This is a genomic window from Ruegeria sp. (genome assembly GCF_965199275.1).
Lineage (GTDB): Bacteria > Pseudomonadota > Alphaproteobacteria > Rhodobacterales > Rhodobacteraceae > Ruegeria.
The window spans coordinates 779753-802667 of sequence record NZ_CBDAQX010000021.1 but is presented as its reverse complement, the minus strand read 5'-3'; the positions used below and the strand labels follow the sequence as shown (position 1 = coordinate 802667).

Here is a 22915-nt window from a genome sequence, read left to right as displayed (position 1 = left end):
CGCATCCCGCAACGATCCGGGATTGGACGACGGACTGATGTGCGGACGGTTTGCAATCACTTTGCCCAATGACGCGATGGCGCAGCTGTTTGCCGCGCGCCCAGCGAATGCCTTGCCCGAGGTGCCCAATTATAACGTTTGCCCGACCAATCAGGTGCACGTCGTTCGTGCCGGAGATTCAGGTCGTCGGCTGGATGCGCTGCGTTGGGGCTTTCTGGCCCCATTGGTATATGGCTGAAAATGCAGGCCCCTTGTTGATCAACGCACGGGCTGAGACGCTGGCCGAAAAACCCGCTTTTCGCGACGCCTGCCGATCGCGGCGCTGCCTGATCGTGGCGACAGGGTTCTATGAATGGACGAAGACCCAGCAAGGGACGCGGCTGCCGTGGTACATCCACCGCAAGGACGGTGCGCCCATCGCCTTTGCAGGCGTTTGGCAGGATTGGGGGCCGGAAGAGGCGCGGCAATCCACCTGTGCTATCGTGACGACTCAGGCGAACCAGAACCTGTCGGCCATTCACCACCGGATGCCTTTGATCTTAGAGCCCGACGATTGGTCCCTTTGGTTGGGAGAGGCGGGCAAAGGTGCCGCGCGGTTGATGAAACCGGGCGCTGAAGATGTGCTGGAGTTTCATCGTGTCGACCCCGCCGTTAACTCCAATCGGGCGTCTGGCCCGGACCTGATCGAAGTTATCGAGGACTAACAGCGGATGCGTTCCCTTTACTTGCGACTAAGAGACGGGCGCTTGATATGGCATTGAAATTCACAGATCTACCGCAGCTCTACGCGCATGGGTTTGATGCGGTCATCGACGTCCGCAGCCCGGCAGAGTTCGCCGAAGACCACCTGCCGGGGGCGATCAATCTGCCGGTTCTGGACAATGAAGAGCGCGCGCGGGTCGGTACGATCTACAAACAGCAAAGCCCTTTTCTGGCGCGAAAACTCGGGGCGGCGCTGGTGTTTCGCAATGCAGCGAACCATATCGAACACCGCCTCAGCCATCATGAGGGGAACTGGCGGCCCTTGGTCTATTGCTGGCGCGGCGGGCAACGCTCGGGCTCGTTTACATGGATGTTGCAACAGATCGGCTGGCAGGCGGATGTCGTCGATGGAGGTTATCGGACCTATCGTCGGCTGGTGAAGGCCAACCTATACGACCAGCCATTAGCCTTCCAACTGATCGCGCTGGACGGCTACACCGGCACCGCCAAAACCGAGTTGTTGCACCATCTGGATCGCCGCGGCGTGCAAGTGGTTGATCTGGAGGGGCTTGCCAACCATCGTGGCTCACTGCTGGGGGAAAGGCCAGGTGGGCAACCCAGTCAGAAGGCTTTTGAATCCGCCCTGTCAGCTGCCTTTTGCACCCTGGACCCATCTCGCCCAGTGTTGGTCGAGGCGGAGTCGTCGAAAATAGGCGATCGCATCTTGCCGCCCAGCGTCTGGACCGCGATGTGCGCTGCGCCGCGTATTCATATAGACGCGCCTTTGTCCGCCCGGTCGGCTTACCTGACCCAGGCCTATGACGACATCCTGTCGGATACTGAGCGCCTTCGAGATCGCTTGTCTCCACTGCGATCTCATCGCGGGCATGAGGTCGTGGACGGGTGGTTGAGCCTTATGTCGTCCGGCGACAAACAGGCTTTGACGCGTGCGCTGATGGAGCAGCACTATGATCCGGCCTACGCCAAATCCCAGCGTCAACATCCGGCAAAGACTTTGGCGCGGATTGAGATCGCGCAGTTGGACGACAAAAGCCTAAAGGGCGCGGCGGATCGCATCAAAAACACGCTGGATCAGCTTTGAAGCTTCAACCCCGGGGTGTCGGTCAAATGCCCGATCCGCGCAGCCGGGTAACCCGCCGCTCGCAGATTCTCTAGCAGTTTGTCGGCGATCTCGGGTGCTACCGCAGCCAGCAGCCCGCCCGCTGTTTGTGGGTCGAACAACAGCGCAGCTTTGCCGCCCATTGGGAGCTCAGGCGCAATAGAACGGTTGTCTGCAAAAAGCGTCGATTGGATTCCGGCGTCGCTCAGTTCGATAACTCCGGGCATCACGGGGACGGCCTCAAGATCAAGCACAGCGCCGCAATTTGATGCCTCACACAGCCCGTTCAAGTGTCCGGCCAAGCCAAACCCCGTGACGTCAGTCATCGCGTGGGCCTCTGCCAGAATGCGGGACGCTGTGTCTTGCGGTTGGGTCATCATCTCATAGGCTTGCGCGACCGTTGCGCCTTCGGCCCGTCCGGCCATTTCGGCAGCCATCAAAACGCCGCTGCCGATGGGTTTGGTCAAGATCAGCGCATCGCCGGTCCTGCCGCCCGCCAGAGTGATTGGGTCTTTCGTGCATAGTCCGGTCACCGTGAAGCCAATCGTCATCTCATCGCCCATTGAGCTGTGACCGCCGACGATCTCGGCTCCGGCGTCTCGCATGACGTCGTTGGCCGTGCGCATGATCTCGGAAAGTGTCCGTTCCTGTAGGTCAGAAGACATGCGGGGCAGAATGAGAGTGGCCGTTGCTGCCTGAGGCTCTGCACCCATAGCCCAAATGTCCCCCAGTGCGTGGACGGCGGCGATACGGGTCATCAGGACCGGGTCATCGGTGACACTGCGCAGGTGGTCCGTGGTGATGACCTGCCGCGCATTCCCGGTTGTCAGCAGCGCGGCGTCGTCTCCGGGTAGCGCCGTCACGTCTTGACGCAATGGCTCAGGCAGCGCGGACAGGGCGCCACGCAGAGCGCCGCGACCTAGTTTCGCGCCACAGCCGCCGCACATTGGTTTGTCACCAAGGGTTTCTGTCATCCCATCGGCATGAGCACGCGGGAGGGCGGGGGGTGCCATGGTAGGGAGATTGCGGAACTTGTTTATGAAGCTCTGGTCAATATGGTCCTTCCATCGCCACATCAGGGCACCGCTGAACGACGTGCCCAGACGCTCGGCCAATGCAGACTTGTCGCCCAATGAGATCAGCTTCAGGTAGTCCTTTTGCGGCACATAGCGCTGCATGGTCCCAGCCCCCAGCGACGCGCGCAGGTTGTTGAACAATACTGGCGCCTCGCGCACCGCGTAGACGCCTGCTTTGGGGCGCGGGTTCTCGGTCAGGTGGGCGCAGTCTCCGGCGGCGAAGATGGCGGGGTCGCTAGATTGGAGATGACCGTTCACGCGGATGAAACCTTCGTGCAGGTCCAGCCCGGTGTGCTGGATCCAGCTATAGGGCCTTGCCCCAGCAGCGCCGGTTACGAATTCGGCGGGGATCTGGCGGCCATCGTCCATTGCGACATGATCTGCGGTGATCTCTTTGATCGAAACTCCTTCGAGCACGTCGATGCCAAGACCGGTCATTGCTTTGCGGATCGTCGCCGCGGCCTTGGGGCCGGTCGCTGTCAGGGCCGAGGCATTGTCGATCAGCGTGATCTGTGCGGGTCTGCTCTTGGTTTTCAGCGCATGGGCCATGGCCATCGCCAGTTCGACCCCCGCGACGCCTCCACCTATCACGGCCACCGAGGCAGGGCCGGTGCGGTCCAGATATGCAGACCAACGCGCGGCAAAGGCGCCCAAAGGTTTGGCCGGAACGGCATGGTCTGCAAAACCTGGCAGGGCGGGCATGTCCGAGGTGATCCCGACATTGACCGAGGCGACGTCGTAAGCCACCGGAGGGCGCCCCGGTATGTACACATGGCGCTGGTCGGTGTCGATCTCATCAACCGCGCCCAGAATGACCCGCGCGCCCGCGAAACGGGCCAGTCGGACCAGATCAATGTCCAGATCAGAGCGGGAGTAATGACCGGCGACAAAACCGGGCAGCATCCCTGAATAGGGCGCAGTCGGGCCGGGGTTGATCACCGTTACGCGCGCGCCGGGCAGAGGGTTCATGCCCCATTTGCGCAGCAGCAAAGCATGGGTGTGACCTCCGCCAATCAAAACCAGATCACGGGTCAGGGGCAGCGGAGGGTTATGCATCTGGCTCAGTTCGTGCTGTGATCAGGGACGTCTTCAACCTGCTCGACCGCGTGGGTGGCCCAAAGCTCATCCTCGCCCGCATCCGGCAGATCCTGCGGCTTTTCATGACGATGAATGTGCCATTTGGCAATGAACAGGGCCGTGATCGGGGCCGTCAGAAACAAAAACAACGTGATCAGCAGCTCATGCATCGACAGTTTGCCCTCAAGCAGCACGGAATGTGCGATCGAGGCCAACAGAACGCCGCCGACACCCAGCGTTGTCGCTTTGGTCGGCGCGTGCAGGCGCGACATGGGGTCCTTCAGCTTGATCATTCCAAACGACCCAACGAAGCCGAAGATACCCGACATGATCAGGAAAGCGGCGATCAGCAATTCGACGAGAAATGTCATGTCGCCCTCACTCGATAATGTTGCCGCGCAGCATGAAGCGCGCATAGGCTACGGTTGAAACAAAACCCAGCATGGCGATGATCATGGCAGCCTCGAAGAATATCTCGGTGCCTTGATCCAGCCCGTACAGGATCATAAGCGCGATGGTGTTGATCACCATCGTGTCCAGCGCCAGAACGCGGGTGCCGACACCATCGGCGGTGATGATCCGCCACAGGCACATCATGATTGCGGCTCCGAAGCAGGCGAAGGCGAAGTAGATAGCGTATTCGATCATTCGAAAATCTCCTTCAGGCGGCGTTCGTAGCGCTGTTTGATCTGATCGCGTACGGCCTCAGGGTCAGGTGCATCGAGGCAATGGACCAGAAGGTTGTGCCCTTGCGCCGACAGATCACAGCTGACGGTGCCCGGAGTCATGGTGATTGTCCCGGCCAGTACGGTGATTGCCTCGGGCGTGCGCAGTTCAAGCGGGACGCAGATCCAGTTGGGCTGTCGGGCGTCGTCGCGTTTGAACAGGATGATCCGGGCGACAGTGATATTTGCGATAACGATGTCCCAGAGCACCACCAGGATGTACTCCGCTACCATGGGCCAGTTGCGCAGTTTGGGGCGGTCGGGCCAGTAGGGTTGGGTGACAAAGGGAATGATGATCCCCAGAATCAAACCAAATACGAGCGAGTTTAACGACCCATTATTGGCAAGCAGAACCCAGACCAGTGTCAGCAGAAAGCTCAGGTGAGGGTGCGGGAATATGCGGTGTAGCAGCTTGATCATTCTGCTTCTCCCAATACGGCCGAGATGTAGTCTTCGGGTGTGAACAGTTGCTCGGCGGTTTTGCTGGTGTATTCGAGCGCGGGGCCCGCAAACAAGGTCAGCAGGATCAGACCGCCGACCAGACCGAAGACCGACGTAAATGCCAGACCCGGGTGCGGTTCCGGGGTGGGTTGCGGCTCGGCGTCTTCCCCCTCGGGCTGAGGGTTATGGTCCGCGTCGTGGCTTTTCCAGAAGATCAACGTGCCGGCCCGTGCGAGACCCACGATGGTTACAAAGGACCCGATCAGGATGACCGCCCAGACAGAGGTTGCGTCAGGTGCATCCCGGGCCGCATCCAGAACCAGCAGCTTGCCGATAAAGCCGGACAGCGGAGGCATCCCGGCCATCGCAATCGCCCCCACAAAGAACAGCGCTGAGATCAATCCGGTCTGCGCCATTGGCCGCGTGGGCGATATGGAGCCGCCGCGGCGTTCCATCACCAGATCGGCGACAAGGAACAACAGGGCTGTTGCAAGCGTCGAGTGGAACACATAGTAAAGCGCAGCCGCGCTGGCATCCGGCGTGAACAGCGAAATGGCGATCAGCAGCGTACCCATCGAGGCGATAGCACAAAAGGCGACCATTCGCGCGATATGTTGCGAGCCGAGGATGCCGATAGCCCCGACGGCAAGGGTAACCAGCGCAGCAGGTTGCAGCCAATTGCCAATCAGCCCTTGCGTCGCTTCAACCTCGGGTCCGAAGGCCAGAGTGTACATTCGGATGATTGAATACGCCCCAACCTTAGTCATGATCGCGAACAAGGCCGCCACGGGTAGGGGAGCGTTGGCGTAGCTGGCCGGTAGCCAGAAATGCAACGGTAGAACGGCGGCCTTGATACAGAACACCAACAACAGCAACACAGCACCAACCCGCAGCAACGCGGTGTCCTCAGGCGGTATCTCGGCCACACGCAGGGCGATATCGGCCATGTTGAGCGTGCCGGTCACACCATAGAGCGTCCCCAGAGCAAACAGGAACAGGGTCGATCCCAGTAGGTTATAGGCCACGTATTGCACACCAGCCTTCAGCCTGACCGCTCCACCGCCATGGGTCATCAGACCGTAGGAGGCGATCAGCAGGACCTCGAAGAACACAAAGAGGTTGAAGGCGTCTCCGGTCAGGAAGGCCCCGCATACGCCCATAAGCTGGAAATGAAACAGGGCGTGAAAATGCTTGCCACGCTCGTCCCAACCCGAACCGATGGCGTAGAGCACAATGGGCAGGGCCAGAAGGGCGGTCAGCAGAACCATCATGGCTGAAAGCCGGTCCAGTACCATAACAATCCCGAAGGGGGCGGGCCAGTTGCCCAGTTCATAGACCTGAATGTCGCCTCCCGCGGCCTGCGCGGTGATGGTCAGGGCAATGCCCAGAAGGGCAACAACACCCGCGACCGAGAAAATGCGCTGCAGGTCGAGGTGATAGCGCAGGACCATGATGATGAATGGGGCCAGGATCGCAGGAAGGACGATCGGCGCAACGATCCAATGGTTCATGCGTCTTCTCCCGGCGCGTCCACGCTGTCATGCGGGCTCATGTCGATATGGTCATCCTTCGAGGACAGATAGGCCGAGAGCGAGATCATCACGATCACCGCCGTCATCCCAAACGAGATCACGATGGCCGTCAGCACCAGCGCCTGCGGCAGCGGATCGGTATAAGGGACGTCTTCGTATTTGTTCAGAACGGCAGGCGAATTCAGCGCCAGACGTCCGGTTGCGAACAGGAATACGTTCACCGCATAGGTGATCAGCGACAGGCCAAGAATGACCGGGAATGTTCGGCGACGCAGGATCAGGAAAATCCCGGCGGCGGTCAGAATACCTACGGCAGAGGCAACGAGCGCTTCCATCAGGCCTGCTCCTTCTCTTGTTCTTCTTCCGGCGGAGCGTCCCGCAGCGGGTTGATATCCATCGGGAACTCCTGTGCCATGCCCGGCTGCCATGCAAAGCGGGACAGGCTATCCAGCGCCAGCATCACCGCGCCCAGAACCGCGAGGAAGACACCGGTGTCGAACAACATTGCGGTGGCCCATTCGAACTCTTCCAGCGGTGGCCAGTTGATGTAGCCGAAGTCGCTGGTGAGGAAGGGGCGTTCATTGAACCAGGCGCCGAGACCGGTAGCGGCGGCGATCAGCACACCCCAGCCGATGGTGCCGTGATAGTAGAACCTTTGCCGTTCGATCGCCCAGGTGTAGCCGCTGGCCATGTACTGCATCAGATAGGCGATGGCGACGATCAGGCCGGCGATAAAGCCGCCTCCGGGCTGGTTGTGGCCACGGAAGAAGATGTAGGCACCCACCATCAGGGCAATTGGCATCATCACGCGGGTCACGACCACCATCATCAACGGATGGGAGTCGCCCGATTGCGGCCAATGCGGCTTGCGATTCAGCAGGTAGCCCCGGACATTGCTGCTCAGGACCGCTTCGGTCAGGGCAAAGATGATCAGCGCCGCGATGCCCAGAACGATGATCTCGCCAAAGGTATCAAAGCCCCTGAAATCCACGAGGATGACGTTCACCACGTTGGTGCCGCCGCCGCCCTTGTACGAGTTGGCAAGGTGGAATTCGGAAATCGTCGGGAAGGCGAAATCACGCAGCATGATCGCATAGACCAGAGCACCTGTCCCAATCCCGGCCACGACCGAGATCGCGGCATCCCGCCAACGCCGCGCGGCGGTACTGTCCCATGGGGTCTCGGTCGGCAGGAAATTCAGCGACAGCAGCAACAGGATCATCGTCACCACCTCGACTGAGATCTGCGTCAGTGCCAGATCCGGAGCCGAGAGGTAGTTGAACGCAACCGAAACGATCAGCCCGACAACACCAATCAGAACCAGCGACAACAGGCGGTTACGGTGGAACCACATGATGCCCAGCGTTGCGCCCACCAGACAGATCCAGCCAACGATCGGTATGATCTGCGCAGGCAGCGGCACGCGGGTTTCAACTCCGATCGTCCCGGTGGAATAGGCGTAGTAGCCAAGGCCGACGGTAAAGGCGACAAAGATGATCGCATACCGGCTGAGGACACCATTGTGCAGCTCATCTGTGATCCATTGGCTGAGCCGCGTAAACGCATTGATAATGGCCTCAAAGATCACTTTGGCCTCAGGCCGGGGCAGGGTGTTCCAAAGCTGCTGCGCGCGTTTGTGTTGCGACATCAGGAACAGACCGCCCAACGTCGCGACAACGGACATATACAGCGCAGGCGTAAAGCCGTGCCACAGTTTCAGCGAATAATAGGGCAGCTTTTCGCCCCCGATTACGGCGCTGGATACGACAGCTACCAACGGGCCGACGATGGCCGCCGAGTAAAGGCCGATCAGCACTACCAGAACGACCATAAACGCGGGTGCCAACCACAGCCCAACCGGAGGGTCATGCGGATGGGCCGGGTAATCCTCACGCTTTGGTCCAAGGAAGACATGGCTGACAAAACGGAAGGAATAGGCTGCCGAGAACAGCGCCGCCAGCAGGGCGAGACCCGGAACGAGATAGTGAGAGTTCAGCCATGTAGTGTGGACGGTTTCTTCCAGCATCATCTCTTTTGACAGGAACCCGTTCAGCGGAGGCAGGCCGGCCATGGACAAAGCTGCGATGGTGCCGATGGTAAAGGTGATCGGCATCAGATGGCGCAAGCCGCCCAGCCGTTTGACATCGCGCGTCCCGGTTTCGTGATCCACGATGCCTGCGGTCATAAAAAGCGCAGCTTTGAACGTTGCGTGGTTGATGATGTGGAACACGGCGGCCACGGCTGCGAACTTGGTGCCGAAGCCCAGCAGCATTGTGATCAAGCCCAGATGCGACACGGTTGAGAACGCCAGCAGAGCTTTCAGATCGTCCTTGAACAGGGCGATCACGGCCCCCAACAACATGGTCACCAAACCGGTTGTTGCGACGATATAGAACCACGCCTCCGTCCCCGCCAGAACCGGCCACATCCGCGCCATCAGGAACAACCCGGCCTTCACCATGGTGGCCGAGTGCAGATAGGCGGAAACCGGCGTCGGGGCAGCCATCGCGTGAGGCAGCCAGAAATGGAACGGGAACTGCGCTGATTTGGTGAAACAGCCCAGCAGGATCAGGATCAGCGCGGGCAGATAGTAGGGCGAGGCCTGGATCAGCTCTTTGTTCTGCAAAATCACGCTGAGGTCATAGGATCCGACGATATTCCCCAAAATCAGCATCCCGGCAATCATCGCCAATCCGCCGCCTCCGGTGACGGCCAGCGCCATGCGCGCGCCTTGTCGGCCTTCGGGCAGGTGTTTCCAATAGCCGATCAGGAGGAATGAGCTGAGCGAAGTCAGCTCCCAGAAAATGAGCAAAAGCAGGATGTTATCGGATAAAACAATCCCAACCATCGCGCCCTGAAACAGCAGCAGATAGGTGTAGAACTGCCCCATCGGGTCTTCACGCGACAGGTAGAACCGCGCATACAGGATGATCAGCAGGCCGATGCCGAGGATCAGCAGGGCAAACAGAAAACCAAGCCCGTCCAGCATGAAATTCGCGTTCAGCCCCAGCCCCGGTATCCAGTCAAACCGCGCTGTCACGACATCGCCGCGCATCACGCTGGGGATATGGATCAGCAACCCCATCAGGGCCAGGAACGTGGTCAACCCTGCGGCCGAGGCGGCTGCATTTCGTCCCGCCCGTATCAGGAGGGCTGGGAAAACAGCTCCGAGGAAGGGAAGGGCCGCGATGAGGAATAGGGACAAGTGCGATACTCCGGTCTGGGCGGTCAATATGACAGATTTTGTAGGATAATTTAATGATTGTCCAAAAATTGCAAGGTTTTGACAGATGTTAAAAGGTGTATATCGGACCTATCTTTCTGCGTGATAATGACGCGAACTTGATCCCGCTGCCGGAATTCCCCGGCGCGCGGTTGCAACCCTTGTGATAGAACCAAGCCATGAGTGCAGGAGAACGCCATATGGCAGACGGGAAAAGCCGAACGCGACGGTGGGTATTGATGGGCGGGGCAGGCGCAATTGCCGCAGGATTTGCCATTCGTGAGTACCGTTTGATCCCGCAGGACTACACGGGCGGCCAACTGGAAGTGACGCAGGCGCATCAGAAAGCCGTCGCCGGAGATGTGTTGCTGGTGGACATCCGCACACCTCGGGAATGGAGGGCCACAGGCGTCGGACAGGGGGCGCAGCCTCTGGACATGCGGCGCGAGGATTTTATTCCGGCCCTTGTGCAAATGGCTGGCGGTGACAAGTCCGCCCCTGTGGCTCTGATCTGCGCGCGTGGGGTGTCAATCGGCATTGAATAATGACCCCCCATCGGCGTCCAAATTTGACCCCCCTTGGAGCTAAGAGGGGCGTTGAGGGGGTCGTGTTTAGGTTGATTCAGGAGGGGGTGGACAGCAGGTCAAACCGAAAAGAGAGCGTAGCTCGACTGAAGGTTTGACCTGCTGTCTGTTTTGAATTTATTCCCCGATTTCGAGGTTAGTCGCGGTGGTTAATTCGCCAGCTTTCGTTCCCGGTTTCGATGATATCGCAATGGTGTGTCAGTCGATCCAGGAGAGCAGTGGTCATTTTGGCATCTGTGAACACACTCGGCCATTCAGCAAATGCGAGGTTGGTTGTTAGCAGAATAGACGTTCGCTCGTACAGTTTGCTGATGAGATGGAAGAGTAATCGTCCACCAGACTCTGCGAACGGCAGATAACCGAGTTCGTCTATAATCACGAGGTCGACGCGGATCAGCTGCTCGCTGAGCCGCCCGGCGTTGCCTTCGCGATGTTCAGCCTCCAGCTTGTTCGCGAGATCCACAGCGCTGAAGAACCTGACCCGCCGGCGGTTATTGACCGCGTGGCCCCCGATCGCTGTTGCGAGATGCGTTTTGCCCGATCCGGTTCCACCGACCAGCACGCCATTCCTGGCCTGGTCCATAAAATCGCCGTCATGAAGATTGCGCACGACTTCCTCGTTGACGGGGCTGACCGTGAAGTCGAACTCAGGTAAGGACTTGCAGACCGGGAACTTTGCGGCACCCATCTGATACCGGATCGAGCGCGCAGTCTTTTCGGCCAGTTCGGCCGTGAGGAGTTCGGCCACGACCTGTTGGGGCCGCCAGTTGTTTTTGGCTGCGGCCTGCATCACTTCGTCAAAGCAGTTGACGATGCCTGGCAACTTCAGTTGACGGGCAAGTTCGAGAATTTCCTTACGCAGTTGCATGGGAGCCTCCAAGCCTGTCATAGCGAGCGCAATCCGCGATCGGTGCCATTTTCAGCTGCAGGTGGGCAGGCGGCTCAATCGCCTTTGGCGGCGGGGGATTGGTGCGCCGAGAGACAATGTTCAGGATCGCATCGGCCTTGCGCAGGCCAGATTTTAGAGCTTCTTCGCAGGCAGCCTCGACCACATCAATGTCGTGCTGGTAAGCAGCGAAAAGAATATCGGCAAGTTGCCGGTCTCCGTCGGATGTGCCCCGCAGATGGGTCCAGATCTGCGTCATTGCCGGTGGTAGGTCCCAGTCACGGAACGGTGCTCCATTGCGCAGAGCGCCAGGCTTGCGCTTGAGGACGGGCACATAGTGCCAAGGGTTGAAGATCGTTTTTCCTCGGCCGAAGCACCGTTCGTGCTCTCCGACAATCTCACCGTCTTGGCGCAGGACAATCCGCGTGGCGTAGACCTGCAACTGGACCTGACGTCCAACAGCTCTTGCCTCAACGCTGTATTTGTTTCTTTCGAAGTTGATCAGGCAGGTTCGGCTCACGGCGACCGTCTTTTCACGGAACCCGACGAAGGGCTTCTGCAGATGCGTCAGCAGCGGCTTTTCCTGCTGGAACTCCTCCCAGACCGTCACCTCCAGGTTTTCCGGATGCCGCAGTTCTTTTGCGCGTTTGATCGCGTCTTTTTGCAGCCGGGCATTCAATTCATCGAAGTCGGCCACCTCCAGACGCGGTGTAAAACTATAGGCGCGGCTCTCCTTGACCAGATTCTCAACCTGACCCTTCTCCCAACCGGCCGCGCGCGTACAGGCGATCGGGTTCACCAGATGATGAGAACACATCCGGGAGAATGCCTTGTTGAACTTTCTTTCCTTGCCCGACAGGATCGCATCGACGGCGGTCGTCATGTTATCGTAGATCCCGTTGATGCAGCCTCCACCAAAGAATTTGAAGGCCTCGTCGTGGGCATCAAAGACCATCTCCTGCGTCTCGCGCGGATAGGCAATGGAGAATGGCATGCGGCTATGGCAAAGTTTGAAATGGGCAACCTTCACGGTCGTGAGTGCACCGTCCATCAAAACCGTCTCCACACTCCAGTCGAACTGGTACGCCTCCCCAGGATCAAAGATCAGCGGGATGAACGCCTGCGCCTGTTGTCGGCCGTGCGCAATGCGCCAATTCTTTGTGTAGCGTCGAACACTGTCATACCCGCCGCCAAAACCATCATCGGAGAGTTCCTTCCAGATTTTGGTCATCCGCTTGCGGTGTTTCTTCGGAAGCGCCTCGTTCTCCTCAAGCGTTTCATCCAGACGCGCGCGCCAAGGCCCGAGCACCGGGTATGGCTGCGATTTGCGCTCATATTTGAACTCCGTCACTCCCGATCGGATTATCTTTCGAACCGTTGCACGGCTCAAATTGAGCGAACGGCAAATTTCCTTGATGCTCTTTTTTCGATCAGGTGTAAGCGACGCACTTTTCTAATAGTTTCCACGCAAATCATCCCGCTTGCCTCTCCATCGACTGCTCAATGAAAAGGATGTCTACAACCATAGGGAGGGGTCAAATTTGGACGCCGATTTCCCCGCTTAGGGGGTCAAAATTGCACGCTTTTCTACACGCGTGGGGTCCGTTCGGCACGGTTGAGCAATCAACTAACTGCAGCCGGGTTTACCAATATCATTGACGTGCCTGAGGGTATGTTGGGCTCGGCCGCCGGACCAGGATGGGTGCGGGCCGGTCTGCCGGTTGAGACCTTTGTCGAGGGAGCGTGATGAAACACAAATACTGGCTATCTTTCTGTCTGGCCGCAGCGGCGCAACCAACCTTGGCCGATTGTGGCCCGGATGAAGGTACCTGCGAGATCGCCTCGGGCGCATATCACATCGAACTGCCTGAAGCTGAAAACCCGCCTCTGGTCGTGTTTCTGCATGGCTACGGAGGCAGCGGCTCAGGAACCATGAACAATCGCAGCATGGTCGAGCCTCTGCTGGCGCGCGGCTATGCGGTGATGGCACCGGAGGGGTTAGAGCGGCCAGACCGGGGCGGCATTCAAAGCTGGAATTTCTATCCCGGCTTTGGTGAGCGTGACGAAACGGCCTTTCTCAGCGAAGCGGTGGATGACGCTGCAGAACGGTTTGGCATTGACGGCGAACGCGTTGTTCTAGGAGGGTTTTCCGCCGGCGGTTTCATGGTGAACTACCTCGCCTGCGACGCGCCCGAGACCTTCTCGGCCTATGTCCCCGTCTCAGGTGGTTTCTGGCGTCCGCACCCAGAGTCCTGCGCCGGGCCGATCCGAATGTTTCACACCCACGGCTGGATCGACAATGTCGTTCCGCTCGAAGGGCGTTTGCTGGGCGGTGGCCGTTTCCATCAAGGCGATATCTTTGCCGGTCTTGAGATCTGGCGCGAGGCTAATGGCTGTGTTGATACCAAGCCCAGCGGGTTCTCGACCACGGGCCAGTTCATGCGGCGCAACTGGATGGGATGTGCCGAGGGCAGCGCGCTGGAGTTCGCGCTGTTCCCCGGCGGTCATACGGTGCCCTCCGGGTGGGCGGATATGATGCTGGATTGGTACGAAGGATTGCCCGGCGGTTGATTATTCCGCCGGGGTCATGCTGCCCTTGCCCTCGATCAGGCGCTTCAACTCATTGCGATGACGACGGGCCGAGCGGGTGATGGCGGGCTCAGCAAAATCCTCGCGCATGCCGACCAAACGGCGTGCGGTTCCGGCGGATACACCGCTGAGCGCCGACAACGGGATCGCCAGCGCAAGGCTGATTGCTATCGGGGCCAGCCAGACCGAGACCAACCCGGCCAGAATACCAACACTCAGCGCGACGCCACTGACGGTTTCCAGCGCGTGGCACAGGACCAGTGTTCGCAAGGAATAGCTTCCTCCGTCACGCGCCTGTGGGGACCAGCCTTTCTGGATGCCCAATGCGGTGCGGAATACGGCGATCATCTGCTGCACCATCAGGATCGGTGCGTAGAGGATCGACAGGATGACCTCGAAAAGGAACGAGGTGAAGAACCTCCGCCAGCCGCCGAAATCGGAATAGCGTACACCGCTGAGGGGTAGGGCGGCGACACCCAGAACCTTGGGGGCCAGCAGCATCGCATACATGACCAGAATGATTAGCACATGGCGTGTCTCAGACATCTCCGGCCATTGTGGGAACAGGGGGTTGTCGGGGCTGAAATAATGCAGGACCGAGGCGTCCTCACCCTGACCAATCAACGCCCACATCAGCAGTAGCGCAAACCACAGCGGGGACATCAAATAGCCGACCGCCCCGTGGAACATATGAAACCGCGAGACGGACCGGAACCCGCGCGAGCCCAGCAGTTTCAGATGTTGCAGGTTCCCCTGACACCAGCGGCGGTCCCGCATGGCGTGGTCGATAAGGGTGGGTGGTGTTTCTTCGTATGAACCACGAATGCGCGGCAGGAACCGAACGGCCCACCCGGCACGGCGCAGCAGACCGGCCTCGACAAAGTCGTGGCTCATTATCAGCTTTTCCTGCCCGTTGAAGGCGCGCAGCTTGGGCAGTCCGGCACAGGTGGCAAAGGCCTTGGTGCGGATGATGGCGTTGTGGCCCCAATAGTTGCCCTCTTGCCCACACCAGCGGGCCAGACCTTCGGCAAAGGCGATGCCGTAGACGCCATTGGCGAATTGCTGCATCCGGGCAAAGACGGACTGTGCGCCAATGAGTTGCGGGTAGCTTTGAATCAAGCCCGCGCTGGGATCACGCGCCAAAGAATCCGTCAGCCGAGCAATCGCGCGGCCTGTCATCAGGCTGTCGGCATCCAGCACCAGCATCGCGTCCCAATCCGCGCCCCAGCGGCTGACCCAATCGGCGATATTGCCAACTTTTCGGTCAGTATTCTGTTCGCGACGGCGGTAGTAGAGCTTCAGGTCGGGGGCTAGCGTGGTGCGCAGTGCCTCAATACTGGCTTGCTCTTGCGCGGCGATGTCCGGATCGCGGGTGTCCGAGAGGATGAACATCGCATATTCATGCTGCCCGCCCCGGGCGCGCAGTTCTTCCAGCATGGTGCGGGCATTGCCCAGCACGAACCACGGCACCTCGTTGTAGGTTGGCATCAGCAGGGCAACGCGCAGTGGTTGCGCGCGGTCTTGTCGGATCGGGCGCTCCTGCCGGGACAGCGAGATCATGCCCAGCAGCACGGTGCAGACCGTGAACGAGATCCAGAAGAAGTTGAACGAGATCAACGTTAGAAGGATGGCTTCGACAAGGTTGATGCCTTCAGATCCGAACCAGTCGCTCATGACCCATAGCAAACCCAGCGTGGCTGCCATTGCTGGCGAAAACGCCAGCGCGCGCCAGAACCCGGCCGATGGGCGGGCACCCGCGGGGACCTGCGCATCGCGGAACCCACTGCGGAAGTCCTGCGCGGGCATTGCCAGCGGTGCCTCGGGTGGCATGATATGCAGGTCGCGGCTCATGCGGTCCAACGGTACAGCCAGACTTCGGAGGCGGGTTGCTTGCCGACCAGAAGCTGCGCGCGCAGCTCGACATGGTCGCGGTCCCCCGGCTGGAATGAGAACGCCAGACGCACACCGCCGGTATCCGGATTGCGCTGCAACACACCGTCCGAGGTTTCCGCGTGGGGAGAATTGGCGAAAATGCTGACCGCCTCCAGATCGTCGAACAGAGGGCTGGGCTCAAAGTCGATCACGGCCAGACGGCCTTCGCCAAAGGTGTTTTCACCCATGGCCGTGTTGATGACCCGTGGCATCGGCGTGCGCTGTGGTTCCTCACCCCAGATCAAGCGATAGCTCAGGTCAACCTGGCTGCCTGCGGCATAGGGCTCGGCGGGCCGCCAGTAGGCGACGATATTGTCGTAGATCTCCTGATCGGCGGGTATCTCGACCAGCGTCACCGTGCCCTTGCCCCAATCGGAGCCGGGCTCGACCCACAGGCTGGGACGCTTATGATAGTTCGCCTCAAGATCTGCGTAGTCCGAGAATTCGCGCTTGCGCTGCATCAGGCCAAAACCCTGAGGGTTCATGTCCACGAAAGACGAGATTTGCAAACGGGTTGGGTTCGCCAGCGGACGCCAGATCACCTCACCTGCGCCGTTGCGGATCAGCAGCCCGTCGCTGTCATGCACAGCGGGGCGGAAATCGTCGAACCGGCTGTGATTGGTCTGATCGAACAGGAACATCGAGGTCCCAGGCGCGATACCCACATGCGGCAGTTCTTCGCGGGGGAAGAGGGTGGCCTCGATATCCATGATGCAATCTGCGCCGGCGGTGACGTTAAAGCGGTAGGCACCGGTCACGCTGGGGCTGTCCATCAGCGCGTGGACAACCATGTTGCGTTGACCGGGTTCGGGACGTTCCAGCCAAAAGCGGATGAATTCGGGGAATTCCTCGCCATCCGGGTCGCCGGTTTTCAGGGCTAGGCCGCGGGCAGACAGGCCGTACACTTCGTGCAGACCAATGGCGCGGAAATAGCTGGCCCCCTGCCAAACGCAGAACTCATCGGTCTTGCCGGGGCGGTGCATTTCCGTGCGCAGACGCAGGCCCGAGAACCCAAGCGTTTCGTCAATAGGAAGGGTTGGGACCTCTTCGGCCTTGTCGAACATCTCAAGGTCGAAAGCGACCGGCTTGGCCATCCCGTTCTGGACGGTCGAGACCTTGACCGTGCGCGGGAAATACAAGCCGGGGGTGAAGAAATCGACGTTGAAGGGAGTCTCGGTTTCGAACCAAAGCGCGCGGTCCAGTCGGAACCGGATCGAGCGGTATTGCGTATAAGTCAGGTCCTGCCATTCCTGCGGCACCATCTCTCGCTCGGCAAAGGGGCGGCTGGCCAGTTCTCGGGCCAGTTCAACCACGTCATTGCGGTCGAACGGAACCTCTGACCCCGAGGCAAAGGTGGCCGGCGCCAGAAATAGCGCAGAGGTTGAGGCCAGAAATGCGCGGCGAGTCAAATTCATTTCTTTGATTTCCATGGCTGAGATTTGAACCAGGCGGCCAGATAGGCCACCCCGATGATCATGGCAAAGCCAATCATGTTAGCGACAAAGACACTGGCAACATCCCGCTCGGTCTGATCCAGCGCGACCCCGATCAGGCGCGCTGCGGCCATCGAGAAGACAAAGACCGCCAGCGATTGCTGCCCCACTTTGGTGATCAGTTTCAGAACAACCTGCCAGATGCGCGCACCCACAGAATGCCCGGTGGCGATCAGGCGGTGACCATGCTCACCGGCAACGACCCAGCCCAGATAGGCCAGCGACAGGAAGTGGATGTAGCGGAACAGGCCGAACTCGGTTTTTCCACGCAGTTCTTTCGTCAAAGGCCACAGTTCGCGGATTTGTTCGGCCAGGCCGGGAGCCGCGGATTGAACCCACAGGAAAACCTTCCACGACCCGAAGGGTGCGGACAGAACCAGAAATGCAATGGCCGCCCAGATCAGTGCTTTTGATACCGGAGGCGCCGGAAGCCAGCCGCGCATAAAGGCGAACCCAGTGAAGAACAGCAACTGCCAACCGAATGGGTTGAAGAACCATTGGCGGTCCGACCACGGCTCAGCCGGAAGGGCCAGCACTCCGGTCTGGGCGACAAGCCAGATCGCGACCGACACAGCCGCCATCAGCCAAAAGCTGACGCGGTAAAGGGCCATGTAGAGCGGCATCATCGCCAGAACGACCAGATACATCGGCAGGATGTCGAAGTAGTTCGGCACATAGGTCAGGGTGAAAATCCCGACCATTTGCGGCAGCGGGTCATTGAAGAAATGCTGCAGGTTCAGCGACGATACGTAGCTTTTTTCAAACAGGCCGGAATTGTCCAGAGCGGCCATGCTCATGGCGACAAAGAAGAACAGACAGATATGCGCCCAGTAGACCTGCCAGATGCGGAACGCCACGCGGGCCGTCCCCATCCACCAGCCTTTGCGCAGGAAGGCGCCGCCAAAGGCGATGGCCGAGGCCATGCCCGAGCAGAACACAAAGATCTCGGTCGCGTCCGAAAACCCGAAACGGGCCGGGATCCATTTGGCCCAAGGATCGTTCGGGATATGGGCGATCAGGATGATGAACATCGCGATGCCGCGATAGAAATCCAGTCGCGGATCGCGCACACGGGCAGTGGGCGCTGCGGCCGAGGCCGCAACAGGCGTAAAATCAGAAGCGGGCGAAACAGTCGCCATACGTTTTCTGTCCTTCTTGGTCTTTTTGTTATTCAGCCGGAACGCTTTGTGCGTCGCCGTTGTCGCGGGCTGCGTTGATCAGGGCGCGGCGCGCGAGTGCATAATTATCCTCACCACCGGCGCGTTTGGCGCGGCGGTCATCCAGAATACGCTCGACCGCATCCAGGCGCCCGGCGCGCAGGCCGGAATCAATTGTGATGCGCTCGAATACATCACGTTGGGCGTGACTGCCACCGGCCAACTGCATGCCGGAGCGGGCGGTTGAGAGGAAATCAAACGCCGCGCCGTAGAGACCGTCCCCAAAGGCCTCAAGCCCTTTGGCAGCGGCAATGCCCGGGTCAGACATGCGGATCGGCGTGTCGCCTTGGTTGCGCTGGGCGTCTTTCTGGATGCGCTGTAGCATCTTGGCCGTAGCGTCAGAGCGGTTGTCGCCGGTCAGCGCCAGCAGATAGTGCAGGTCGGCAAAAATCAGGCAGCCATCTTCGGTCCGTGCGGCGCTAAGATCGGCCAGTTCCTCCCAGCGGTCGCCAACATCAATGCCTTCAAGCTCCATCCGGGACAGCAGCGAGGTCGCGTTCGAGATATCGCGATAATCGTCGGTCTTGTCTTTGCGGATATGCTGGTCATAGAGGTCAATGACCTGATCGACCTGACCCAGATCCAGATGCATCAGCGCCTTGTGCCACCAGACGTGATAGCGGAAGTTGTTGCAATGGGCCCAGGCATCCTCACGCCCCGCCAGCCAATCCAGACCCAGCTGCGCATTGCCCGTCATCTCGTGAACATGGGCGACCGCGTGCAGACCCCAGGCATCGTCGGAAACCATCCACAGGGCCTGACGACCGGCAATCTCGGCCTTTTCGTAGGAACCGGTCTCTTCTAGTGCGAAGGAATGACAGCCCAGCAGATAGCCACGGCCCGCATGATCCGGCTCATAAGCGGGCATGACGCGTTCGATCGAACGCCGCATGCCCTCTGCATCGCCAAGCACAAACCGGGTCGCATGGCTGAGCTTCATCGCCAGCGAATCCGTCGGATGGGCGCGCAGCACCTCTTCGAATTTCTGCACGGCCTGCGAGGGCAGGTCCGCCACATAAAGGGACAGGGCCTCAACAAATAGCTGCTCGCGCGTAGAGACGGGCTGACGTTTCATCGCTTCTGTGGCGGCGCTCAGCGCGTCGACGGCGACGGGTAGCATCTCGCGTCGGCCCAGAAGAACCATGAACAGGCCCTTGACCGCGTGGCCCAGAGCAAAGTCGGGCTCAAGCTCCAACACTTTTCCCAAATGCTGAGGAGTAATCGCCGCATGCGCCATGAACCCAAGCAGAACACCGTCCCATGCCTCGACGGCCGCCGGGTGGGTCAGAGTGTTCATCTGTCCAAAAACGTCTTGTTTCATACTTGAGTCCAATCTGGTTGCGGTATTTGACACTGTTCGATTTACCAGAGTCTGCGACGGCCTCGTAACAGTATCGACCCTGCTCTCGAATTGGTGAAATCGCGTGTGTGAAAAAAGTGAAAAAAACCGCCGATTCAAGGGCATGTTTCAGCAAGTTGCCGCCGAAACATGCAAGTGTTTCAATCTTCGAACGGGTTTTCAGCGCTTAAAATATCATCAGTATCGGCCCCGAAGACCGGCGGCGCATGCCGATATGTTACAGGCGTGAGCGACAGGTTCAGTGGATTGCCGATCAAATTCACCTCTCCCGGTTGGGCTTGCATGGCGATCTTCATCTGCCGCGCGGCGACCTGATCGGTGTCAAACACCTGATCCAGCGTTTGCACCGGGCCGACGGGCACTTTGCGGGCCTCAAGCTCGGAAATCACAGTCGTCGTCGGATGCTGTTTCATCGCCGGGCGCAGGATCGCGTTCAATTCGTCACGGTGCTCCAGCCGGGCTGGGTTGGTTGCAAACCGGTTGTCGTCGGCAAGATCGGCGTGGCCGATGAATGCGCAGAACCTGCGGAACTGGCTGTCATTTCCAACGGCCAAAATCACGTGGCCATCTGCTGTCTCATACACCTCATACGGGACTATATTCGGATGTCCGTTGCCGCGTCGCTGAGGGACCTGGCCCGAGGTCAGGTAGTTTGTCCCCTCATTGATCAACCATGAGATCTGGGCATCCACCAAGGCAAGGTCGATCTGTTGCCCTTCACCGGTCAGATCGCGGTGGCGCAGCGCGGCCAGAATGCCGACGGTTGCGTACATGCCGCACATCACATCGGCGATGCCGACGCCCACTTTCATCGGCGCGCCTTCGGGGTCGCCGGTCAGGGACATGATCCCACCATAGCCTTGCGCCATCAGGTCATAGCCGGGCTTGCTGGAGTTGGGGCCCGTCTGCCCGTAGCCGGAAATCGAGCAATAGACGAGGCCGGGAAGATCCTGCGACAAGCTGTTGTAATCCAGCCCGTATTTCGCCAGCCCGCCGGGTTTGAAATTCTCGATCAGGATATCGGCATGCGAGGCCAGCCGTTTGATCTCGGCTTGTCCGTCAGGCGTTGCAATGTCGATGGCGACGGATTTCTTGTTCCGATTGGCCGACATGAAATAGGCGCTCAGGTCGGAACGGTTGCCCGCTTCATCCTTAACATACGGAGGGCCCCATTGCCGCGTATCATCCCCTCCGGTCGAGGGGTTTTCGATCTTGATAACACTTGCGCCCAGATCGCCCAGAAGTTGGGTGCAGGTCGGTCCGGCCAGAATGCGCGACAGGTCCAGAACCTTTACGCCTTTGAGCGGCCCATTAGATTCGGCCATCATATCCTCCACGCTCGATCTCTGCAGCGATGACGGTGAAGCGGTCGGCTTTGACCGCCTCATCCAGTGCTGCACGCAGTTCTGAGCGGTTGCGGACCGTGTGTCCATAGCCTCCGAACGCGCGACCCAGGGCGGCAAAGTCATGACGATCGAAATCGACCCCGTTGTTGCCCATCTGTCGTTGGCGTTGTTTCAACTCGATCAGGGCGAGGGAGGCGTCGACAAAGACTAGAAAGATCGGGTTGCCGCCCATTTCGGCGGCGGTCGAAAGCTCTCCGGCGACCATCAGGAAACCGGCATCGCCCGAAAAGCTGATCACGGGACGGTTCGGTTCCGCCAGTTTCAGCCCGATCGCCATCGGAACAGCGCAGCCCATGGTGCAAAGGGCCGAGGACTGGATCAGCCCGCGCGGCTCCGAACACTCCCACATCTGGCTGAGGAGAATGCGGTGCGCGCCGCTGTCCGCCGTTGCCAGAGTATTCGCGGGCAGGGCAGCACGGGTCTCGGCGATCACACCAGCTGGGCCCCAATCGTCATCCTGCGGGAAGGCTTCCGCCAAAGCGGCTTTGACCTTCGCGGGTTCTTTGGCAGGCCATGTGGCGCGGGCGGGGTTGCCTTTGGCGATGGCTTCGAGGGTCTGGCCAGTATCGGCGACAAGGTTCAGCCCGGCCTGATGCATGTAGTGATCATTGACCACGGCCGAGATGTCGATGACGCGCGTTTCTTCGGGGTCCCAGATCTCACGCCAGCCGGGGCGCATTTCGATAGGGTCATAGCCCAGACAGAGAACCAGATCGGCCTGTTCCACAAGCGGGACAAGGTGTTTGTCGGCCAGAGGGGACAACCCGGCACCGCCCAGACACAAGGGATGATCTTCGGGCACTACGCCTTTTGCTTTGTAGGTCGTGACGAAGGGGATGCTGAAATGCTCCAGGAACGCCTGAACCACGCTGCGAGAGTCGTCATAGAGGACGTCCAGCCCGATGATCGCAATCGGACGCTCGGCCTCGGCCACCCAGCGTCGGGCTTTGGATAGGCAATCGCCTTCGGGGGCCACTGCGGCCACTTTGGCCAGACGGCGGCGTTTCGTCGATAAGACGCGGGTATCCGCGACCGAGATCGGTACGTCGACATGCACCGGGCCGGGCCGGGGCTGGTTGGCAAGCGACACCGCTTTGTCTGCGATGATGTCCGCGCCCTCGGCGGTGAGGGTAAAGGTCCCTTTGGTGATCGAGCGATAAACTTGGCTGTGGTCCATAACCTGATGCGTGTAGGTCAGCGCCTCATCCGCGTCGACACAGCCGGTCAGCACGACCATGGGCACCCGGTCTTGCAGCGCGTTGGCAACCACGTTGATCCCGTTCATCGCGCCGGGACCAAGGGTTGCAACCAGTATCGCAGGCGCGCCGTCGCGGTGATGGACGGCTTCGGCCATGAACCCGGCTGCGTTCTCGTGCTTGGTCAAATGAAAGGTGATGCCGGCCCGTTCGAGGGCGTCTACCAGCGTCAGAACCTCGCCGCCCGGCATGCCGAACGCATGGCGGCACCCTGCCTCATACAATCGTTGAGCCAGTAGATCCGCCGCGCGGGGAGAGAGGTCCTGCATCAGTCATGCTCCGAGAAAAAGATATGT

17 protein-coding genes and 3 pseudogenes are annotated in these 22915 nt (G+C 59.7%); 5 read left to right on the top strand and 15 right to left on the bottom strand.

The genetic code is table 11. The features are described from left to right. Positions 1 to 37 precede the first annotated feature (37 nt). Both ACOERD_RS18695 and mnmH read left to right on the top strand, forming a co-directional pair. Positions 38 to 704: pseudogene (locus tag ACOERD_RS18695) on the top strand (SOS response-associated peptidase). 47 nt (positions 705 to 751) lie between these two features. Next, positions 752 to 1804: a tRNA 2-selenouridine(34) synthase MnmH gene (gene mnmH / locus ACOERD_RS18690; RefSeq protein WP_419740019.1), complete on the top strand. Its 1053-nt coding sequence runs from the start codon at positions 752 to 754 to the stop codon at positions 1802 to 1804. Here mnmH and selD read toward each other — a convergent pair. Genes selD through ACOERD_RS18655 form a run of 7 tightly spaced genes read right to left on the bottom strand, consistent with a single transcriptional unit; the run spans position 1795 to position 9878 of the window. Next, positions 1795 to 3954 carry a selenide, water dikinase SelD gene (gene selD, locus ACOERD_RS18685; protein ID WP_419740018.1) on the bottom strand — a complete coding sequence of 720 codons (2160 nt, stop codon included), beginning with the start codon at positions 3952 to 3954 and terminating at the stop codon, positions 1795 to 1797. The two genes, mnmH and selD, sit on opposite strands and share 10 nt — an antisense overlap. A gap of 5 nt (positions 3955 to 3959) precedes the next feature. Beyond that, positions 3960 to 4346 (bottom strand): Na+/H+ antiporter subunit G, encoded by a 387-nt coding sequence (locus tag ACOERD_RS18680; protein ID WP_170374220.1) that lies wholly within the window; start codon positions 4344 to 4346, stop codon positions 3960 to 3962. Between the two features lie 7 nt (positions 4347 to 4353). Next, complete coding sequence (locus tag ACOERD_RS18675; protein ID WP_170459173.1) at positions 4354 to 4623, bottom strand: K+/H+ antiporter subunit F; 270 nt, start codon at positions 4621 to 4623, stop codon at positions 4354 to 4356. Continuing rightward, positions 4620 to 5117: a Na+/H+ antiporter subunit E gene (locus ACOERD_RS18670; RefSeq protein WP_170374373.1), complete on the bottom strand. Its 498-nt coding sequence runs from the start codon at positions 5115 to 5117 to the stop codon at positions 4620 to 4622. The genes ACOERD_RS18675 and ACOERD_RS18670 overlap by 4 nt, the downstream gene beginning before the upstream one ends. Continuing rightward, positions 5117 to 6652: a monovalent cation/H+ antiporter subunit D gene (locus ACOERD_RS18665; protein ID WP_419740017.1), complete on the bottom strand. Its 1536-nt coding sequence runs from the start codon at positions 6650 to 6652 to the stop codon at positions 5117 to 5119. Before ACOERD_RS18665 ends, ACOERD_RS18670 begins: the two co-directional genes overlap by 1 nt. Next, positions 6649 to 7008, bottom strand: a complete 360-nt coding sequence (locus ACOERD_RS18660) for a Na+/H+ antiporter subunit C (RefSeq protein ID WP_170374216.1) — start codon at positions 7006 to 7008, stop codon at positions 6649 to 6651. Before ACOERD_RS18660 ends, ACOERD_RS18665 begins: the two co-directional genes overlap by 4 nt. Continuing rightward, the gene (locus tag ACOERD_RS18655; RefSeq protein ID WP_170767037.1) at positions 7008 to 9878 is read right to left on the bottom strand and encodes a monovalent cation/H+ antiporter subunit A; all 2871 of its coding nucleotides are present in this window, start codon (positions 9876 to 9878) and stop codon (positions 7008 to 7010) included. The genes ACOERD_RS18660 and ACOERD_RS18655 overlap by 1 nt, the downstream gene beginning before the upstream one ends. 218 nt (positions 9879 to 10096) lie before the next feature. Here ACOERD_RS18655 and ACOERD_RS18650 point away from each other — a divergent pair, with 218 nt between their 5' ends. Next, entirely contained in the window at positions 10097 to 10441 is a 345-nt protein-coding gene (locus ACOERD_RS18650; protein WP_419740016.1) for a rhodanese-like domain-containing protein, read from the top strand. Positions 10442 to 10616: 175 nt separating this feature from the next. Here ACOERD_RS18650 and istB read toward each other — a convergent pair whose 3' ends face one another. After that, on the bottom strand, positions 10617 to 11348 hold the full coding sequence (istB, locus tag ACOERD_RS18645) for an IS21-like element helper ATPase IstB (protein ID WP_419737606.1): 732 nt from the start codon (positions 11346 to 11348) through the stop codon (positions 10617 to 10619). Continuing rightward, positions 11335 to 12842: pseudogene (gene istA, locus ACOERD_RS18640) on the bottom strand (IS21 family transposase). Before istA ends, istB begins: the two are co-directional and overlap by 14 nt. A 106-nt stretch (positions 12843 to 12948) precedes the next feature. Here istA and ACOERD_RS18635 point away from each other — a divergent pair. Continuing rightward, a pseudogene (locus tag ACOERD_RS18635) lies at positions 12949 to 13113 on the top strand (rhodanese-like domain-containing protein); the annotation flags it as partial. Next, on the top strand, positions 13113 to 13937 hold the full coding sequence (locus tag ACOERD_RS18630) for an alpha/beta hydrolase family esterase (protein ID WP_419740015.1): 825 nt from the start codon (positions 13113 to 13115) through the stop codon (positions 13935 to 13937). The pseudogene ACOERD_RS18635 and the gene ACOERD_RS18630, both read left to right, overlap by 1 nt. Here ACOERD_RS18630 and mdoH read toward each other — a convergent pair whose 3' ends face one another. The 6 genes from mdoH to ACOERD_RS18600 form a co-directional block, all read right to left on the bottom strand. Further along, on the bottom strand, positions 13938 to 15806 hold the full coding sequence (gene mdoH, locus ACOERD_RS18625) for a glucans biosynthesis glucosyltransferase MdoH (RefSeq protein WP_419740014.1): 1869 nt from the start codon (positions 15804 to 15806) through the stop codon (positions 13938 to 13940). It abuts the gene before it with no gap. Further along, positions 15803 to 17302 carry a glucan biosynthesis protein gene (locus ACOERD_RS18620; protein ID WP_419740013.1) on the bottom strand — a complete coding sequence of 500 codons (1500 nt, stop codon included), beginning with the start codon at positions 17300 to 17302 and terminating at the stop codon, positions 15803 to 15805. Before ACOERD_RS18620 ends, mdoH begins: the two co-directional genes overlap by 4 nt. Further along, positions 17299 to 18519 (bottom strand): OpgC family protein, encoded by a 1221-nt coding sequence (locus ACOERD_RS18615; RefSeq protein WP_419740012.1) that lies wholly within the window; start codon positions 18517 to 18519, stop codon positions 17299 to 17301. Before ACOERD_RS18615 ends, ACOERD_RS18620 begins: the two co-directional genes overlap by 4 nt. Before the next feature lie 28 nt (positions 18520 to 18547). Next, complete coding sequence (locus ACOERD_RS18610) at positions 18548 to 19918, bottom strand: tetratricopeptide repeat protein (RefSeq protein WP_419740011.1); 1371 nt, start codon at positions 19916 to 19918, stop codon at positions 18548 to 18550. A gap of 179 nt (positions 19919 to 20097) precedes the next feature. Further along, on the bottom strand, positions 20098 to 21282 hold the full coding sequence (locus ACOERD_RS18605; RefSeq protein WP_419740010.1) for a CaiB/BaiF CoA transferase family protein: 1185 nt from the start codon (positions 21280 to 21282) through the stop codon (positions 20098 to 20100). Then, complete coding sequence (locus tag ACOERD_RS18600) at positions 21269 to 22888, bottom strand: thiamine pyrophosphate-binding protein (RefSeq protein ID WP_419740009.1); 1620 nt, start codon at positions 22886 to 22888, stop codon at positions 21269 to 21271. The genes ACOERD_RS18605 and ACOERD_RS18600 overlap by 14 nt, the downstream gene beginning before the upstream one ends. Positions 22889 to 22915 lie beyond the last annotated feature (27 nt).

What these genes read in the sequence shown, in the direction of transcription:
- mnmH (WP_419740019.1), top strand. Translation starts at nt 752, where the DNA reads ATGGCATTGAAATTCACAGATCTACCGCAGCTCTACGCGCATGGGTTT.
- selD (WP_419740018.1), bottom strand. Translation starts at nt 3,954, where the DNA reads ATGCATAACCCTCCGCTGCCCCTGACCCGTGATCTGGTTTTGATTGGC.
- ACOERD_RS18680 (WP_170374220.1), bottom strand. Translation starts at nt 4,346, where the DNA reads ATGACATTTCTCGTCGAATTGCTGATCGCCGCTTTCCTGATCATGTCG.
- ACOERD_RS18675 (WP_170459173.1), bottom strand. Translation starts at nt 4,623, where the DNA reads ATGATCGAATACGCTATCTACTTCGCCTTCGCCTGCTTCGGAGCCGCA.
- ACOERD_RS18665 (WP_419740017.1), bottom strand. Translation starts at nt 6,652, where the DNA reads ATGAACCATTGGATCGTTGCGCCGATCGTCCTTCCTGCGATCCTGGCC.
- ACOERD_RS18660 (WP_170374216.1), bottom strand. Translation starts at nt 7,008, where the DNA reads ATGGAAGCGCTCGTTGCCTCTGCCGTAGGTATTCTGACCGCCGCCGGG.
- ACOERD_RS18650 (WP_419740016.1), top strand. Translation starts at nt 10,097, where the DNA reads ATGGCAGACGGGAAAAGCCGAACGCGACGGTGGGTATTGATGGGCGGG.
- istB (WP_419737606.1), bottom strand. Translation starts at nt 11,348, where the DNA reads ATGCAACTGCGTAAGGAAATTCTCGAACTTGCCCGTCAACTGAAGTTG.
- ACOERD_RS18630 (WP_419740015.1), top strand. Translation starts at nt 13,113, where the DNA reads ATGAAACACAAATACTGGCTATCTTTCTGTCTGGCCGCAGCGGCGCAA.
- mdoH (WP_419740014.1), bottom strand. Translation starts at nt 15,806, where the DNA reads ATGAGCCGCGACCTGCATATCATGCCACCCGAGGCACCGCTGGCAATG.
- ACOERD_RS18620 (WP_419740013.1), bottom strand. Translation starts at nt 17,302, where the DNA reads ATGAATTTGACTCGCCGCGCATTTCTGGCCTCAACCTCTGCGCTATTT.
- ACOERD_RS18615 (WP_419740012.1), bottom strand. Translation starts at nt 18,519, where the DNA reads ATGGCGACTGTTTCGCCCGCTTCTGATTTTACGCCTGTTGCGGCCTCG.
- ACOERD_RS18610 (WP_419740011.1), bottom strand. Translation starts at nt 19,918, where the DNA reads ATGAAACAAGACGTTTTTGGACAGATGAACACTCTGACCCACCCGGCG.
- ACOERD_RS18605 (WP_419740010.1), bottom strand. Translation starts at nt 21,282, where the DNA reads ATGGCCGAATCTAATGGGCCGCTCAAAGGCGTAAAGGTTCTGGACCTG.
- ACOERD_RS18600 (WP_419740009.1), bottom strand. Translation starts at nt 22,888, where the DNA reads ATGCAGGACCTCTCTCCCCGCGCGGCGGATCTACTGGCTCAACGATTG.